Raw genomic sequence first — 16,178 nt, 5'->3', positions numbered from 1 at the left:
AACCCGGCCGGAAGATGTTGCTCAGGCAGGGAGGATGGTGGCAGAGTCAGTAGAAATCTATAACAGTCAGCGGCCACATCTGTCGCTGAAATACAAAACGCCTGATGCAGTGCATCAGGCGTTTTAACGGCATAACGTGTCAACCTATGCCAGGACTAGTCAGGCGTCTCAGGCGGCGACAGGCAGCAGCCCTGCCCGGGCGATTTTCACCAGCGGAGCAGGGTTATTAAGGCGTGATAAACAACTCATCGGACCGCTATTTTACGGAGAGTGATACCGCCTCAGTTGCCCAGTGGCGGGCAAACGGCTCCGCACCGATGGCGGCAATAATTGCATCGGCCTCTACACTGACGAGGTTATAGCGGACAAAGGGATCGTCAGCGAGCGCTGTTTTGACCGCGTCGTCGTCGGGATAATTCGCCAGGATATAGCCGCCTGTTCCATCCACCCGGGGACCGGCGAAAATTATATGTCCGGCCACGATATTATCGGCGAGCCATTTTTTATGCCCCATAGTATGGTGGGCCAGTTCATCCTGATTGTGCAGATAGTTTAGTGTGATGGAATATAACATGGTCATTCCTTAATTAACGGCGGCCACGACGTCAGATATGGCATTCAGCGCCCGTTCAATTTCATGCTGACGGATATCGTCAGATTTGGACGCCCCCTCGGCGCGGATAAAATGAATTTTCTCAATACCGAGGAAACCGAAATACGCACTGAGATAGCGCTCCTGAAAATCCATTGAAGCGAAGGGGCCGTTTTCATAAAACCCGCCTCTTGCTGACGCGACAATCACCGTTCGTCCGCCCGCCAGCCCGACCGGACCTTTTTCGGTGTAGCGGAAAGTTTTGCCCGGCTGAGCCAGACGATCCAGCCAGGCCTTGAGCTGGCTGGGAACGGAAAAGTTGTACATCGGCGCGCCTATCACCATGATGTCGCTGGCCAGAAATTCGCTGACCAGCGCATCCGATAAACGATGCTGGCTTTGCGTCTCTTTATCCGCGTCGTTAACACCCAGCGGCCTGAACCCCTGAGCAATGGGGCCGGTTAAATGTGGTATGGCATCTTCTGTGAGGTCGCGATAATGAATGCGGGCAAGGCTGTCCCGCGCCTGGAGCTGCCGGACAATTTCCGCAGATAATAAACGCGTAACCGACTCACTTTTTGAAATACTGGAATCAAGATGAAGAATAACGGACATGAATCCTCCTGGTGTGGGCGTAGTAATAACTGAATGGTTAATTCAGGCTTTTTGCCGCTTTTGTAATAAACGTGGCAACGTCGTCGGGATGCGAAATAAGTGAAAGGTGGCTGGAGCGTAGAGTTTTCGTCACAGAGCCAGTCTGAGCCGCTATTTTTTTCTGCACTTTATAGGGCAGGGCATTGTCGTTTTGAGTCAGCAGATACCAGGAGGGTTTACCTCTCCAGGCCGCCTGTTTGATTTTGTCATTAAAGGCGCTGGCCGCGATGGGCTGCTGAACCGCTGCGAGCTTCTGTACTTCATCAGATGCGACGTCCGCCGCCATGACGTGCTGAAATGCCGCCGGGCTGTCGAGCCAGATCAGGCCGTGCGAGTCTGGCGTCATACCCTCCATCGGGCTGCCGAGACGGTTTAACAGATCGCTGACCGATTCACCGCTGTCGGGTACCAGCGCCGAGAGATAGACGATCCCCCGTACCTTTTCATTGTTGCCCGCCTCCGTCACCACAGCACCCGCCCAGGAGTGCCCGACCAGCAGAACGTCGCCGTGCTGCCGGGCGATTACCCGCTCGGTGGCGTCAACATCGTCCTGCAGGGAGGTCAGGGGATTCTGCACCGCCGTGACGTGATAGCCTTTAGCCTGCAGGCGTTCAGTCACCGCTGACCAGGATGAGCCATCGGCAAATGCGCCATGTACCAGCACGATGTTGGTGATGCCTTGTGCATTTACCATCGCGGGCGCACTCATCAGGGCGCTCAGGGTGATGGCACAGAGTGAACGAAAGCGCTTCATTAATGCTGTTTCCTTCCGGTATCTTTTGCAGTGAGAAAGGGGGTTATCTGGCCCCTGTGCGGTTGAATCCAGTCTAAGCAGCTGCCTGACATTGAGTAAGGTGAGAAGAGGGACTAAAAGCATGCAAAAAACGACAAACCGGATCGCCTGTTCATGACAATACGCATCGCGATCATCGCGCTTGAAGGTAGCCTGCACTCTTCAATCTCGGGTTTGTCCGATATGTTCTGGATGACCCATCAGGCGGTGCAAAACCAGCCTGAACAGCCCACCAGGACGGCAGGGAACCTGTTTGATGTGCAGATTGTCAGTGCCGATGGTGCCCCGGTACGGGATGCGCAGGGCCGGATGATCGCTGTGGATTGCGCCTTTGCAGACGTGTGTCAGCCAGATATCGTTGTCGCCACCGGCATGGCGCTGGGCGCGGATCGCCTGCCGGTTCATATGCCCGGTTTTATCCGGGCCGCAGGCTGGATAAAGCAGCAGTATGAGCGTGGTGCCAGCGTAGCGGGAGCCTGTGCAGGAGCATTGTTGCTGGGCGAGGCAGGCCTGTTAAATGGCAAGCACTGCACGACCACCTGGTGGCTGTTCCATACCCTGCAGCAGCGTTATCCGGCCGCGAAACCGGTGTGGGGTAAGGCGATGGAAGAGGATGGGCGTGTGCTGACAACCGGCGGGCCACTGTCGTGGGTGAGCGTGGCGTTGCAGATCATTCGTCGTGAAGCGGGTGGTGACATTGCTAAACTTGCAGCAGACATGGCTGTTGCCGACAGCCAGCCTTTATCGCAGCAGGTTTATGCGCCACCGGGCTTTGTGAATACCCGTCATCCTTTGCTGATGCGCGCAGAAGAGATTATTCGTTATCGCAATCCGGCCATTACCGCCGAGCAACTGGCGGCCGCCCTGCACACCACTGAGCGCACTCTGCAACGCAGACTCAAGGCGCTCACGCAGGAGACGCCAAAAGCCTTTATCACGCGGGTACGCATAGAGTCAGCCTGTGTGTTGCTGGCCAATCCGCAGGCGAATATCCGGGAAGTGGCTGCACACTGTGGCTACAAAGAGGATACGGCATTTCGTAAGGCGTTTAGCCAGGCGCTCGGCATGACGCCTGTGCAGTATCGAAAATGGATCACGGAGAGAAATGCAGATGCCGGCAAGCCGGTCTGATGCTGGCGGCGCGAGCCCTCCCTGGTGCGCGCTGGCGCACCTTTTTGGTGGTTAAAAATCATGAGTGCGGGTCGTCAGGGCCTTCGTGTGCAGCCAACACGTTGCCGGGCAGGAAACCATTGATGATTGAGAATTGTACGCTGGTAATGTACATTTCAGATTGAAACTATCAGGAGGTCACATGCGTAGTTACACCACCACTGAGGCCCGACAAAACATTGCTGAAGTCATGGACACAGCAACGGCCGGTGAGCCTGTAGAAATAACCCGGCGCGATGGTGCTTCTGCTGTACTTATCAGTCGCGACGATTTTAATGCCTGGCAGGAAGCAAAACTGGATGCCGAATTTGCCGACATTATGGGGCGACATTCACGTACGGTGAAGGCACTGGCTGACCGATGAAATGGGTTAGCGCTCAGGAGGTGATAGCTTTTCATGATCGTTTGCTGATTGTTCTGCCAGGTATCAAGGGTATGCCAGAACCCCAGAGAGCAGAAGCTATCATTTATAGGGTACAGAACCAGCTCTATTATGAAGGTGTGGAAGATATTTTTGTATTAGCCGCCATCTACCTCATCGCTATATCCCGGGGACACATTTTTAATGATGATAATAAGCGAACTGCATTTTTCGTCACGATGGTTTTTTTGAATCGTAACGGCATAGCTATACGTGATGAAGATAATGAACTCGAAGAATTAACGGTATCTGCCGCTACTGGTGAAGCTACGACTGAGGTCATTGCTGCTGTATTGCGGCGATTATCGTTTTTGTCTCCGTAAGAGCCAATTTCGTTGTCAGCCCTGCATGTTTGAAATTTTCTCAGACTAAAAGTAATAATCCGGGAGCAGGTTTTCGTCCGTAAATGATGACGACAGGATTTGCTATCAAATGAACAAACCCCGAAAATTTCGGGGTTTGTTCTTTTTAATCTTAAACTCCAGCCTTAACCCTGCAGCAGACGCTTACGGCGAGTCGTCAAATCCCTTAACAATACGTCGGTTTCCGGATCGCTGAACAGTGCCTCTACAGTCACGCTCAGCTTGCGCCGCCAGTTCGGGTATTCGTCGCTGGTGCCGGGAATATTCACCGGCGCGGCCATATCCAGCCAGTCCTCCGGTTGCAGACCCAGCAGGGCGCTATGGCTGTCCGCCAGATAGCGCTGCATCGCCCGATTCAGTGCCTTACTCATCCCGGTGCGGCGTGCATCGCGTCCGGCACGTTTCGGCAGCGCACCGACCCGATGCAGACTGTTGAGCAGCGCCTGCTTCGCCTGGCGTCGATCCTGATACAGCCCGGCCAGCACCACTTTGTCCGGATAGAGACCGAGTTGCGCGCCGGTCGTCAGATCGTCACTTTGCCACCAGCCGCGCAGCGTCGGGAGATCGTGCGTGGTGGCGACGGCCATCGCCTGCCGTGGCCAGCTGGCGGGCGGGCGAAAACCGGCTTCTGAGGTTTGTTCGAACCAGAGCACTTTGTAGGAGTAAACCCCGCCATCACGCAGTTTATCCACTATCGCCTCTGGCACGGTGCCGAGATCTTCGCCAATCACCATGCAGCGATGACGCTGGCTTTCCAGCGCCAGAATCGCCAGCAGATCGTCGATGGGATAGTGCACATAAGCCCCATGCATCGCGCTTTCGCCAGCCGGGATCCACCACAGCCGCATCAGCGCCATCACATGATCGATACGCAGCGCACCGCAGTGGCGCATACTGGCGCGTAGCAGGGCGATCCACGGCTCCCACGCGCGCTGACGCATTACCTGCGGATCCATGGGCGGCAATCCCCAGTCCTGACCGCGCGGGCCGAGAATATCGGGTGGCGCACCGATGCTGGCCTCCATGCAGTAAAGATCGCGCTCGCTCCAGGTCTCTGCGCCACCCTGGGCGACGCCTACTGCCAGATCGCGGTAAAGGCCAATCGGCATCTGCTGCTGCTGACAGACGTTCCAGCAATCGGCAAGCTGCTGCGCGGCCAGCCACTGCAGCCAGAGCCAGAAACGCACCTGATCCTGATGCTGATTTAAAAACGTCTGTACTGCTGGACTGGCGGGATGCTGTAACGCCTCCGGCCACACCGGCCAACCCCAGCGCCCGCTATCCTGCGCCATCTGATCCGCATGCAGCGCATCAAACAGCGCCTGGTGCAGCAGGCTCTCGCCGCCTTCCCGGATAAACGCATTAAACGCCTGCACCTCAGAATCGGCGGCGTCGCGCTGGATAAACTGCGGCCATGCCAGGCTCAGTGCCTGAATCTTCAGCCGGGTTACCGCCGCATAATCGACCCATTCGGCCGCCCGAGCCTGCTCCAGCGCCTGCTGCGTCTCCGGCCGTTGCCACCAGGCCTGAGCGGGCGTGCTCAACTGGAAATCAGCGACCGCGTTTACATCGATGTACAACACATTAAGCCAGCGCCGTGACGACGGGCTGTAAGGACTGGCGCTCTCCGGACTCGAGGGAAACAGCGCATGGACAGGATTAAGACCGATAAACGCGCCGCCGCGTGCGGACACTTCTGGCAACATCCGGCGCAGATCGCCAAAGTCGCCAATGCCCCAGTTCTCTGCCGAGCGCAGGGTATAGAGCTGCACGCAGGCTCCCCACAAGGACTCCCCCGCCAGCAGTTGAGGGGGTTCATAACAGCGGGCGGGGGTAATAATTACCCGGCATGACCACTGCTGCGCGCCCTGTTGCAGCGTCAGCTGATGATAGCCTTCGGGCAGCGGCGGCAGATGCAGCGGCTGGGCGGGCTGGCAGCGACCGGAGCTGATCTCACCCGCCTCGCTGATGAGATGCCAGTGGGCATCGTCGCTCAGCTGCGGCGAGAGGCTGAGCGACTCGCCGCTGCGAAAAATAACCGCCGGTGGCAGCGGCGTGCTGAGTGGATGGGGAGGCTGCATCACCGCCAGCAAACGCTGGCGGGTCAGGGCCGGGATCGCCTGTGGCATACCGTGCGCATTGATATACTCAGCGGCGATGCCTGCCAGCGAAAAATCGTCCAAAACTTTCATGGCGTTCCTTAGCGTTTCGCTTGCCAGATGCGCTGCTGGTAATTGCGGATTGCGCGATCGGAGCTGAACATGCCACAGCGCGCGGTATTCAGGATGGTGGCACGCGTCCAGGCTTCCTGATCGCTCCACAGCAGTTCAACCTGCGCCTGCGCGTCCAGGTAGGGCTGGAAGTCAGCCAGCACCAGATAAGGATCGCCCCCTTCCGGACCGAGGCTGTGCAGCATCGCGTCAAACGCGTGGAGGTCGCCCTGGCTGAAGGTACCCTCTTCCAGCGCCTGTAAAACCCGATTGAGCTGCGCATCTTTTTTGCGCCACTGCGCCGGGGCATAGCCCTCTGCTTTTAACGCCTTCACCTGTTCCACGGTGTGTCCGAAGATAAAAATGTTCTCGCTGCCGACCTGCTCAGCGATCTCAACGTTCGCGCCATCCAGTGTGCCGATGGTCAGCGCGCCGTTAAGCGCCAGCTTCATGTTACCGGTGCCGGAGGCCTCTTTACCGGCGGTAGAAATTTGTTCGGAGAGGTCAGCGGCCGGAATCAGCCGCTCGGCGACAGAAACGTTGTAATCGGGAATAAACACCACTTTCAGGCGGTCACCAATACGCGGATCCTGATTAATCACCTCAGCCACTTTGTTGATGGCGTAGATGATATTTTTTGCCAGCGCATAGCCCGGCGCGGCTTTGGCACCAAACAGCACCACGCGCGGCGCACGGTTCGCCTGTGGATCGGTGACCAGCGTTTGCCACAGCGCAATGATGTGCAGCAGGCTGAGATGCTGACGTTTGTACTCATGCAGGCGCTTAATCTGCACATCAAATAACGCGGTCGGGTCAATTTCGATACCGGTGCGGTTTTTTATCCAGCCGACCAGCGCCTGTTTGTTCTGCTGCTTGATGGCACGATATTCCGCGCGGAACGCGGCGTCATCCGCAAAGGCTTCCAGTCCCTGCAGGGCATCGAGATTGTTCAGCCACGGCTTGTTGAGCGTTCGGGTGATCAGCGCACTCAGTGCCGGGTTGCACTGATTGATCCAGCGGCGCGGCGTAATGCCGTTAGTGACATTATGGAACTTCTCCGGCCACAGCTGGTGATACTCCGGGAAGAGATCCTGTACGACCAGTTTCGAGTGCAGCGCCGCCACGCCGTTAACGGCAAAGCCGCTGGTGACGCAAAGATTGGCCATCCGCAGCTGGTTATTATGCACCAGCGCCAGTTTCGCCCATTTCGCGTCATCATCCGGCCAGCGCGCCGTGACAGCCGTTTTCAGCTGCGCGTTCAGAGTGTTAATAATCATCATATGGCGTGGCAGCAGGCTGCGCACCAGCCTTACATCCCAGCACTCCAGCGCTTCTGGCATCAGGGTGTGGTTGGTATAGGCGAAGGTGTGTTGCGTAATCTGCCAGGCGCGATCCCAGCTCAGCCGATGCTCATCCAGCAGCAGACGCATGAGTTCCGGGATTGCCAGCGTCGGATGGGTGTCGTTCAGCTGGATCACTTCGTGATCGGCCAGGGTTTCGATGTGGCGTCCGGCCAGATGATGACGACGCAGAATGTCAGCCAGCGCGCAGGCGCACTGGAAATATTGCTGCATCAGACGCAGTTTTTTACCGTTCTGATGATTGTCATTGGGGTAAAGGACTTTGGTCAGTTTTTCTGCATCAATACCCTGTTGCTCCGCGCGCAGAAAGTCGCCATCGTTAAAACGACCCAGATTAAACGGCTGCGCATGTTTCGCCTGCCACAGACGCAGTGGCTGACTGATGCCATTCTCAAAACCCACCACCGGCAGATCCCAGGCTTCACCAACCAGTTCAAACGCCGGTTGCCATTGCGGATTCCCGTCAACGGTCACCACTTTACCGCCCAGCCCGACCCGCACATTCAGCGCGGCGTTGTGGTTAAACCACGGGTAGCGATCGCGCTGCCAGTCATCCGGACCTTCAACCTGTGCGCCCTGTTCGAAGCGCTGGCGGAACAGACCGTACTGATAGTTCAGACCGTAGCCCGTCGCAGGCTGACCCACGTTCGCCATGGAATCCAGGAAGCAGGCCGCCAGACGACCGAGGCCGCCGTTGCCCAGCGCCGGATCCGTTTCGTTTTCCAGCACGTCGGTCAGTGAAATGTTCCAGGCCGACAGTGCGTCATTAACCGCGTCATACCAGCCCAGGTTCAGCAGGTTGTTGCCAGTCAGGCGACCGATCAGAAACTCCATCGACAGGTAGTTAACATGGCGGAGGTCTGTCGGGGCCGGGTGAGCGGGTTGTGCGGCCAGCATATCGGCCAGCGCACCACTGAGTGCCTGCCACCACTGTGCGTGGGTCATCTCCTGCGCATCGCGCAGGCCAAAACGTTGCCACTGACGGGTCAGGGCAGCGTTGAACTGAGTCGGATTGAAATCGGGCTGTGTCATGATTGATGTCCTGTAAAAACAGAAAATGGGTCAATGTGGCGACAGTCTGCCCGGGCGAAAATCATTGCTCATCCTCCTGAAAAGAATTAGGGCAGGAGGATAGGGAGGGTGGAGAGGATGAGGCTAATCCGAAATCATCACAGGAGTGTGATTGCGCACGCTTTTGTAAAGTTTAATTAATGGGTTTGCTTGCATTCATCTGACGAAATGCTGAACCTGTGTAAGGAATAATTACGAAGCGTAAAATAATGATGCGCTCGACAAATGGAGAAACGCGCGCCCATGTTAATACCCGCCAAACTCAGTCGCCCGGTGCGTCTTGAAGGCACCGTGATCCGCGAGAGATTGCTGCAAAAGCTCACCGCTGCCGGTAACTATCGGCTGGTGCTGGTGACCAGTCCTGCGGGCTACGGTAAAACCACACTGGTATCGCAGTGGGCGGCGGGGAAAAGCGACCTGGGCTGGGTTTCTCTGGATGAGGGCGATAATCAGCCGGAACGCTTCGCCGATTACCTGATCGCGGCACTGCAACAGGCGACGCACGGCGGCTGTCCCCGCAGTGAGCTGCTGGCGCAGAAGCGGCAATATGTGAATCTCAATGCGCTGTTTTCCCAGCTCTTTATCGAGCTGGTGGAGTGGCAGCAGCCGCTGTGGCTGATCGTTGATGACTACCATCTAATCACCAATCCGGTCATTCACGACGCGATGCGCTTTTTCCTGCGTCATCAGCCTGAAAATCTGACCCTGATTCTGATGTCACGTAACCTGCCGCAGCTCGGTATCGCGAACCTGCGGGTGCGAGAGCAACTGATCGAGCTGGGCAGTCAGCAGCTGGCGTTCACCCATCAGGAAGCGCGCCAGTTTTTTGACTGCCGTCTGGCGGCCCCGCTGGAAAGCGAAGAGAGTAGTCGCCTCTGTGATGATGTCGCAGGCTGGGCGACGGCGCTGCAGTTAATTGTTTTGTCGGCACGTCAGGGAGCCAGTTCGGCTCAGCATTCCGCCCGGCGTCTCTCCGGCATTAATGCCAGCCATCTCGCCGACTATCTGGTGGAAGAAGTGCTGGATAACGTCGATCTGCCGACCCGCCATTTCTTACTAAAAACCGCGCTGCTGCGCTCAATGAATGATGAACTGATCGCCTGCGTGACCCGCGAAGAGAACGGTCAGATGCGGCTGGAGGAGATCGAGCGCCAGGGTCTGTTTCTGCAGCGTATGGACGATTCCGGCTGCTGGTTCAGCTACCATCCGCTGTTTGGCAACTTCCTGCGTCAGCGCTGTCAGTGGGAACTGGCGGCAGAACTGCCTGCGCTGCATCGGGCCGCAGCCGAGAGCTGGATGGCGCAGGGCTTCCCGGGCGAGGCGATTCACCATGCGCTTGCCTCGGGCGACGCGACCATGCTGCGGGACGTGCTGCTGAAGCACGCCTGGACGCTGTTTAATCAAAGTGAGCTGCCGCTGCTGGAGAACTCCCTGAAAGCGCTGCCGTGGGAGATGATGCTCGACAACCCGATGCTGGTGCTATTACAGGCTTGGCTGATGCAGACTCAGCATCGCTTCTCAGAAGTCGACAGCCTGCTGGCGCGTTTTGAGCAGGCCAGTCACTGCGAGATTGACGCGGCACTGCGCGGTGAATTTAATGCGTTGCGCGCTCAGGTGGCGATCAACGATGGCAATACTGATGAAGCGGAGCGGCTGGCGAAAGTGGCGCTTGATACCCTGCCAGCCAGCCGTCACTACAGCCGCATTGTGGCAACCTCGGTGCATGGCGAGGTGATGCACTGCAAAGGCGAACTGGACGATTCACTCAAGCTGATGCGGCAGACCGAACAGATGGCGCGTCGCGATGAAGTGTGGCACTACGCGCTCTGGAGCCTGATTCAGCAGAGCGAAATTCTGTTTGCGCAGGGCTTTTTGCAGGCTGCTTATGAGATCCAGAGCCGCGCCTTTGTGCTGGTGGAAGAGCAGCATCTGGCGCAGTTCCCGCTGCATGAGTTTCTGCTGCGCATTCGCGCTCAGCTGCTGTGGGCCTGGGGCCGGCTTGAAGAAGCGGAGCAGGCGGCGCGCGAAGGCATCAAGGTGCTGAATGGTTACCAGCCGCAGCAGCAGATTCAGTGTCTGGGATTGCTGGTGCAGTGCTCGCTGGCGCGCGGCAATCTGGATAACGCCCGCAGCTATCTGAACCGTCTGGAAAACCTGCTGAATAATGGTAACTGGCACAGCGACTGGATCGCCAATGCCGATAAAGTCCGGGTGATTTACTGGCAGATGACGGGCGAAAGCCAGAATGCCCGCGACTGGATGCGGCAGACGCCCAAGCCCGCCTTCGCCAACAACCATTTTCTGCAGGGACAGTGGCGGAACATTGCCCGCGCGCAGATTCTGCTGGGTGATGTCAGTCAGGCTGAAGTGGTGCTGGAGGAGCTGAATGAAAATGCCCGCGGCCTGCGCCTGATGAGCGACTTAAACCGTAATCTGCTGCTGCTCAATCAGATCTACTGGCAGACCGACCGCAAAGCGGAGGCACAGCGCGTGCTGATTGAAGCACTGAAACTGGCGCGCAGCACCGGCTTTATCAGCCATTTTGTCATTGAAGGCGAGATGATGGCGCAGCAGCTGCGGCAGCTGATACAGCTTAATACCCTGAATGAGCTGGACAGCCACCGCGCCCGCCGCATTCTGCTGGAGATCAACAAATATCACCGTCACAAGTTCGCCCATTTCGATGAAGGCTTTGTCAGCCGGTTGCTTAACCATCCTGACGTGCCGGAGCTGATCCGCACCAGCCCGCTGACGCAGCGCGAATGGCAGGTGCTGGGGTTAATCTATTCGGGCTACAGCAACGATCAGATTGCCGGTGAGCTGGCGGTGGCGTCTACCACGATCAAAACCCATATCCGCAATCTCTATCAGAAACTGGGCGTGTCACATCGCAGCGAAGCGATGAATCAGGTGCAGTCGCTGCTGAAAATGATGGGGTATGTCTGAGGGTATTGGGTGGACAGGTTAATTGCGGAATATCGCTGGCGATGCATTATCAGCATCACGTTATTACAGGCGTCTTAATTCAGTCTGCGCCTTAAAACGAACAGCTGAGCGGATTGCTTCACTAAAAGAGAGACGTAATCACCCACCAGAAAAAGCCGGTGAAGTAAGTTAATCCTCTCTCGGCCTTCGCTATCAAAAGCCGTTACGACCAACGAATATTCCGTGAATGAGCCTGTCTGAAAGTATAAGCAGAATGATCTATAGCTAAGAAAATTCTGTGTGCAAGCGTAACCCGCGCTATGTTAATATTTGCGCGCTTATTCAGCTCTCCTGCCGTGCGTAGTATTACCGGAACGCATTATGACCGATAAATATCACCTTCATCACAACGTAGATGTGCTGCTTCTGCTGCGCCGCATCTGCCAGATCGTCCTGACGCTATTTATTCTGCTGTGTCTTCATCCCACTATTGCGCTGGCCGGAATAAAGGATGACAAAGCTAATCGTATCGTCAGCGGCATCATCAGTTTCGCCCACTGGCAAAATTTAAATAAGCCGCCTGAATTATGTGTTTTTACTTCAGCACGCCATCTCTCTTTGCCGGAAAACAGCACCGCTGCGGCAGCGACATTCACCGTTGTCTATCTTGCGGGCGCAGGTGATTCTGCAATGCATCGATGCGATGCCATTTATTTTGGCGATCAGACACCGCAGCAGCAGGTGGACATTATTGAGAAGTTTAAAGGAAGAGCGGTGCTTACCCTTGCAGAGAACAATGCGGAGTGCACGCTGGGTGCCGCTTTTTGCCTGATTTTTCAACCTGACCATACGCACTTTTCCGTTAATCTCGATTCACTTGCCAGAAGCGGTGTCAGAGTGAATCCGGAAGTACTTTTGCTCTCCCGCGAGGGAAGTGAATGAAATGAAATTCGATAAACTAAAGCACGATAAATCATCCATCCGCAATAAACTGCGCAAAATAAGCACCATCAATTCGGCGGTGATATTACTGTTGTGCTGGCTGTTGCTCTCATCGACGTCGCTGCTTTTTATTAAAAATTATGAGAAACGAAACCTCGAATTAATCGGCTCGACCCTAAGTACTACGCTCACCGCGGCAACCGTTTTTGCCGACAGCTACGATGCGCGTAATAAAATCGAACGGCTTGGCAATGAAGGCATGTACGCTTCTGCGAAGCTGGTTACACGGGATCAGATGGTTCTGGTCCAGTGGATTGCACAGCGGGAACAGACGGGATGGTTTTCGCGGTTGCTGCGTGAGTGGATTTATCACAAACCGCTTAACGTTGATATTCTTCATGCTGACGCGGCTGTTGGCACGCTAATACTGGAAGGCACCGTAACCGGCGCGGTGAGTTTCCTCCAATACTCATTTATGATCCTCTCCGTTGGGATGCTCTGCGTGCTGATTATTTCACTCATGCTGAGTGAATTTCTGCATCGGGGTATCATTGCGTCGCTCCGCACCATTACCAGTTCAATTCACTATGTGATTCATTCAGGTGATTTTTCCCTGCGTATTCCGGGTGGCCCAATCAGAGAATTTCAGCTCTTTTCAGATGACCTCAATTCCCTGCTGATGGAAATGCAATCACTGAAGGCGTCGCTGATGCGTGACAATCGCTCGCTGGCAGCTAAAGCACTGTCCGATCCGCTGACCGGTCTTGCCAACCGCAGCGCCTTCTCTGCTCGCCTGACACAGCGTCTTGATCAGCCAGACAATCACGAGCGTTTTGCGCTGCTGTTTCTGGATGGCGATCGCTTCAAGAGCATCAATGATAACTGGGGCCATGCCGCCGGAGATGAGGTATTAAAAGCGATAGGATCGCGTCTTTTATCGCTGGCGTCTGAACAGGATGTCGTCGCGCGATTAGGGGGCGATGAATTTGCCATGCTGGTCAGCAGCCGGACGAGTGAGGCGCAATTACAGCAGCTCATGCAGGGCATTCATAACGCTCTCAGGGAACACATTCTTATTACAGATAATATGCCTGTTACGACCTCGGTGACCATTGGCTACGCCTGGTCACAGCCTGGTGATACGGTTGAATCGATTCTCGAACGTGCTGATATGAATATGTATAAAAACAAGCGAAAAAATAGGGCGTGAATATGAAAAAAAACCTTTCCCTGCTATTGGTTACGCTGGCGCTGGTCGGTTGTCAGTCAAAAGCGCGTTTTAGCGACGCGCAAATCGCAGCGATGAAAAGCGCCGGATTCACGCAGAACATGGAAGGCTGGGGATTAGGCTTATCTGATAAGATCCTGTTTGGTGTAAATGAATCAGAGCTGACACCCTCCAGTAAGCTCACCATTCAGGGGATGGCGAAAAGTCTGGCGTCGACCGGTATTGAGCATGTCCGCATAGATGGGCACACCGACAATTACGGCAAGACGGATTATAACCAGCAGCTGTCGTTGAAAAGAGCGAACGCGGTCGCGGCTCAGTGGGCGGAAGGGGCGGCAATACCGCGTGAAAATGTTGTGACGCGTGGATTGGGCATGAGTGCACCAGTTGCCAGCAACAATAGTGCGCAGGGGCGTGCGCAGAACCGGCGCGTGGCCATTGTCATCACCGCGCCGTAATTTTCAGCGGTCGCGTAATTTTACGGCCCGCCTTTAACATAGCGGATCGCCTGCTTATCCATAGCGGTTAGCGTCGCTGAAAAGGGGGCCGGGATAGCGGAGTGCACGGTGGGATCCACCGTGCATTTTGCCTGTCAGCGATAAAAGGCGGGTCTGGCTGGCATAGTAACCGGCACGATCCCGCCTGACGTTTGCGCCGCGACGCAGGCATCGGCGGCTACGGCAGCGGCATAGCCATCCCACGCGGAGGGACCGGTCATCTCACCGCTGATGACGTTGTTGATAAAGGCCTGCAACTCCACGTCATAGGCATCAATAAAGCGCTTTTTCCAGTCCGTCAGAATGGTCGTTGAGAGCTTTGCCGCGCTGCGCAGTTGCACCGAAACCGGTTCCGGCAGGCGGGCAATGCCGCTTTCACCCACTACTTCACACTGTATGTCGTAACCATATTCACAGTTCACGAAAATTTCGACATCAATGCGTGCGCCTTTGGTGGTCTCCAGCAGCACGATTTGCGGATCGCGCAGGTGGGACGACGCCTTACGGGTTTTGCGCGGGAAGATCACCTGAACGCTGGCATAGTCATCATTCAGCAGCCAGCGCAGCACGTCCAGTTCATGGATCAATGTGTCAGTGATCGCCATATCGGTGGTGTAGCTGTCGCCCACTTCCGGATTGCGGTGCGCGCAGTGCAGCATTAAAGGCTCACCAATTTCGCCGCTGTCGATCACCGCTTTCAGTGCACGATAGCCGCTGTCATAAGGGCGCATAAAGCCGACCTGCACCAGCTGCCGCCCTGCGTTGATCTCTGCTTCCACAATATTCATGCAGCCCTGTGCGGTAACGGCCAGCGGTTTTTCACAGAACACCGCTTTACCCGCCTCGATACAGGCCAGCACAAAGGCTTCGTGCGTCGGACCCCAGGAAGTAACCAGCACCGCGTTAACCTGCGGGTCGTTGATCAGATCAATCGCATTGTCATAAATGCGCGCTTCCGGCGTCAGTTCGTCAACAATCTGCTGGCAGTTATCGCGGTTGATGTCGTTGAGTGCCACCACGCGTGCATTCTGTAAAACGGTGCTGCAACGGCGGATATGTTCGCGGCCTATTGCGCCGGTGCCGATAACACCAATGTTAATTGTCATGATGATTACCTTACGCTGAGTGATTTAACAGCTGGATGCTGTTGCGAATTTCGCGGCTGATGTCCGCTTCCTGCCAGCTGCTCATCACGGATGAGAACGGCTCAAAGGCATAAAGGCCGGTGTAGCCCATCTTCTCCAGCCGCTCTACCTGTTGTTTGCTGCGCAATCTGTCATCTGCGGTGAGCATGATGCGCTCTTCGTCGGTGAGTTCGCTGACCGGGCGCGGATCGGTGACGCCGGAGAGGTGAACCAGACCGATTTGCTGAATGTCGATTTCCTGCTCAAAGGTCTGCTCCGCATCCTCAAACAGATGATGATGGAAGGTGTCGATCAGCAAGCGGAATGGCACGCCCGCTTCGCGGATTAGCGTCTGCGCCTGGGTTGCTGAACGCAGTGAGCTTTGTGGAAAGCCGAGCGGCTCAACCAGCCCCTGAATGCCTGCGTCTGCGAACAGCGGGGCCAGCGTTTTCAGCGCGCTAATAGTGTCGGCGGCGCTGATGGGCGTACCGTCATTAAGCGGGCAGAGCACCAGTGATTCTGCGCCGACAGCCTGCGCATCGCTTAACAGCTGGCGGGCGCGTTGCAGCACCTCTTCATTCAGTTGGTTAAACGGGTAGAGCGCATTGATGGTGACAATCCGGATGCCTGACTCGCGTGCCAGCGCTTTTACCTCATCACCGCTGAGATCGTCGGTGACGCGTCCGCTGGGCATATCATTGCGCAATTCGACGTTGTGAATGCCGAGCTGGCTGACCAGTTTAAAAAACTGCGGGATACTCAGGCTGGGCGCTATTTTACGATTGACGCAAAAGCGTGCATTGGGAATATTCAGGCTCATAACATTTT

The 16,178-nt window shown here is 55.9% G+C and carries 15 protein-coding genes; 8 read left to right on the top strand and 7 right to left on the bottom strand.

The annotated features are described in order from the left end of the window. A partial coding sequence (locus F3I44_RS20870) for an integrase core domain-containing protein (RefSeq protein ID WP_150019289.1) occupies positions 1-127 on the top strand: 127 nt, incomplete at its 5' end. A 129-nt stretch (positions 128-256) separates the two neighbouring features. On the opposite strand, the gene F3I44_RS20865 is transcribed toward F3I44_RS20870, so the two are convergent. The 3 genes from F3I44_RS20865 to F3I44_RS20855 are packed head-to-tail and all read right to left on the bottom strand — an operon-like array spanning position 257 to position 2,000. Then, the gene (locus F3I44_RS20865) at positions 257-574 is read right to left on the bottom strand and encodes a YciI family protein (protein ID WP_190285926.1); all 318 of its coding nucleotides are present in this window, start codon (positions 572-574) and stop codon (positions 257-259) included. Positions 575-583: 9 nt separating this feature from the next. Continuing rightward, a complete protein-coding gene (locus tag F3I44_RS20860; RefSeq protein WP_150019605.1) occupies positions 584-1,207 on the bottom strand; it encodes an FMN-dependent NADH-azoreductase in 624 nt (207 codons plus the stop codon). Between the two features lie 37 nt (positions 1,208-1,244). Further along, positions 1,245-2,000 (bottom strand): alpha/beta hydrolase, encoded by a 756-nt coding sequence (locus F3I44_RS20855; protein ID WP_150011391.1) that lies wholly within the window; start codon positions 1,998-2,000, stop codon positions 1,245-1,247. 159 nt (positions 2,001-2,159) lie between these two features. On the opposite strand from F3I44_RS20855, the gene F3I44_RS20850 reads away from it, so the two are divergent. The 3 genes from F3I44_RS20850 to F3I44_RS20840 all read left to right on the top strand — a co-directional run bounded on the left by F3I44_RS20850 (position 2,160) and on the right by F3I44_RS20840 (position 3,953). Next, positions 2,160-3,170, top strand: a complete 1,011-nt coding sequence (locus F3I44_RS20850; protein WP_150011765.1) for a GlxA family transcriptional regulator — start codon at positions 2,160-2,162, stop codon at positions 3,168-3,170. Between the two features lie 181 nt (positions 3,171-3,351). Then, a complete protein-coding gene (locus F3I44_RS20845; RefSeq protein ID WP_150011393.1) occupies positions 3,352-3,573 on the top strand; it encodes a type II toxin-antitoxin system Phd/YefM family antitoxin in 222 nt (73 codons plus the stop codon). Then, entirely contained in the window at positions 3,570-3,953 is a 384-nt protein-coding gene (locus F3I44_RS20840; RefSeq protein ID WP_150011395.1) for a type II toxin-antitoxin system death-on-curing family toxin, read from the top strand. Before F3I44_RS20845 ends, F3I44_RS20840 begins: the two co-directional genes overlap by 4 nt. 164 nt (positions 3,954-4,117) lie before the next feature. On the opposite strand, the gene malQ is transcribed toward F3I44_RS20840, so the two are convergent. Together malQ and malP are read right to left on the bottom strand one after the other, a co-directional pair. After that, positions 4,118-6,184, bottom strand: coding sequence for a 4-alpha-glucanotransferase (gene malQ / locus F3I44_RS20835; protein ID WP_150011397.1), 2,067 nt, complete (start codon positions 6,182-6,184; stop codon positions 4,118-4,120). 8 nt (positions 6,185-6,192) lie between these two features. Beyond that, complete coding sequence (gene malP, locus F3I44_RS20830) at positions 6,193-8,595, bottom strand: maltodextrin phosphorylase (protein ID WP_150011399.1); 2,403 nt, start codon at positions 8,593-8,595, stop codon at positions 6,193-6,195. A 282-nt stretch (positions 8,596-8,877) separates the two neighbouring features. Between malP and malT the strand changes: the two genes are divergently transcribed. From malT to F3I44_RS20810, 4 genes are all read left to right on the top strand, one after another. Further along, a complete protein-coding gene (gene malT, locus F3I44_RS20825) occupies positions 8,878-11,580 on the top strand; it encodes an HTH-type transcriptional regulator MalT (protein ID WP_150011401.1) in 2,703 nt (900 codons plus the stop codon). Positions 11,581-11,940: 360 nt separating this feature from the next. Next, positions 11,941-12,501 (top strand): YfiR family protein, encoded by a 561-nt coding sequence (locus F3I44_RS20820; protein WP_150011403.1) that lies wholly within the window; start codon positions 11,941-11,943, stop codon positions 12,499-12,501. 1 nt (position 12,502) lies between these two features. Then, on the top strand, positions 12,503-13,711 hold the full coding sequence (locus F3I44_RS20815; RefSeq protein ID WP_150011405.1) for a diguanylate cyclase domain-containing protein: 1,209 nt from the start codon (positions 12,503-12,505) through the stop codon (positions 13,709-13,711). A gap of 2 nt (positions 13,712-13,713) precedes the next feature. Further along, positions 13,714-14,187: an OmpA family protein gene (locus F3I44_RS20810; protein WP_150011407.1), complete on the top strand. Its 474-nt coding sequence runs from the start codon at positions 13,714-13,716 to the stop codon at positions 14,185-14,187. 134 nt (positions 14,188-14,321) lie between these two features. Here F3I44_RS20810 and F3I44_RS20805 read toward each other — a convergent pair whose 3' ends face one another. Together F3I44_RS20805 and F3I44_RS20800 are read right to left on the bottom strand one after the other, a co-directional pair. Further along, on the bottom strand, positions 14,322-15,332 hold the full coding sequence (locus F3I44_RS20805; RefSeq protein ID WP_150011409.1) for a Gfo/Idh/MocA family protein: 1,011 nt from the start codon (positions 15,330-15,332) through the stop codon (positions 14,322-14,324). Positions 15,333-15,342: 10 nt separating this feature from the next. Further along, the gene (locus tag F3I44_RS20800) at positions 15,343-16,170 is read right to left on the bottom strand and encodes a TIM barrel protein (RefSeq protein WP_150011411.1); all 828 of its coding nucleotides are present in this window, start codon (positions 16,168-16,170) and stop codon (positions 15,343-15,345) included. Positions 16,171-16,178 lie beyond the last annotated feature (8 nt).

It is taken from the genome of Pantoea sp. F_5 (assembly GCF_008631595.1).
In the GTDB taxonomy this organism is placed as follows: domain Bacteria; phylum Pseudomonadota; class Gammaproteobacteria; order Enterobacterales; family Enterobacteriaceae; genus Pantoea; species Pantoea gossypiicola.
Note: the sequence above shows the minus strand (reverse complement) of the source record. Positions and strands in the feature narration are given on the sequence as shown.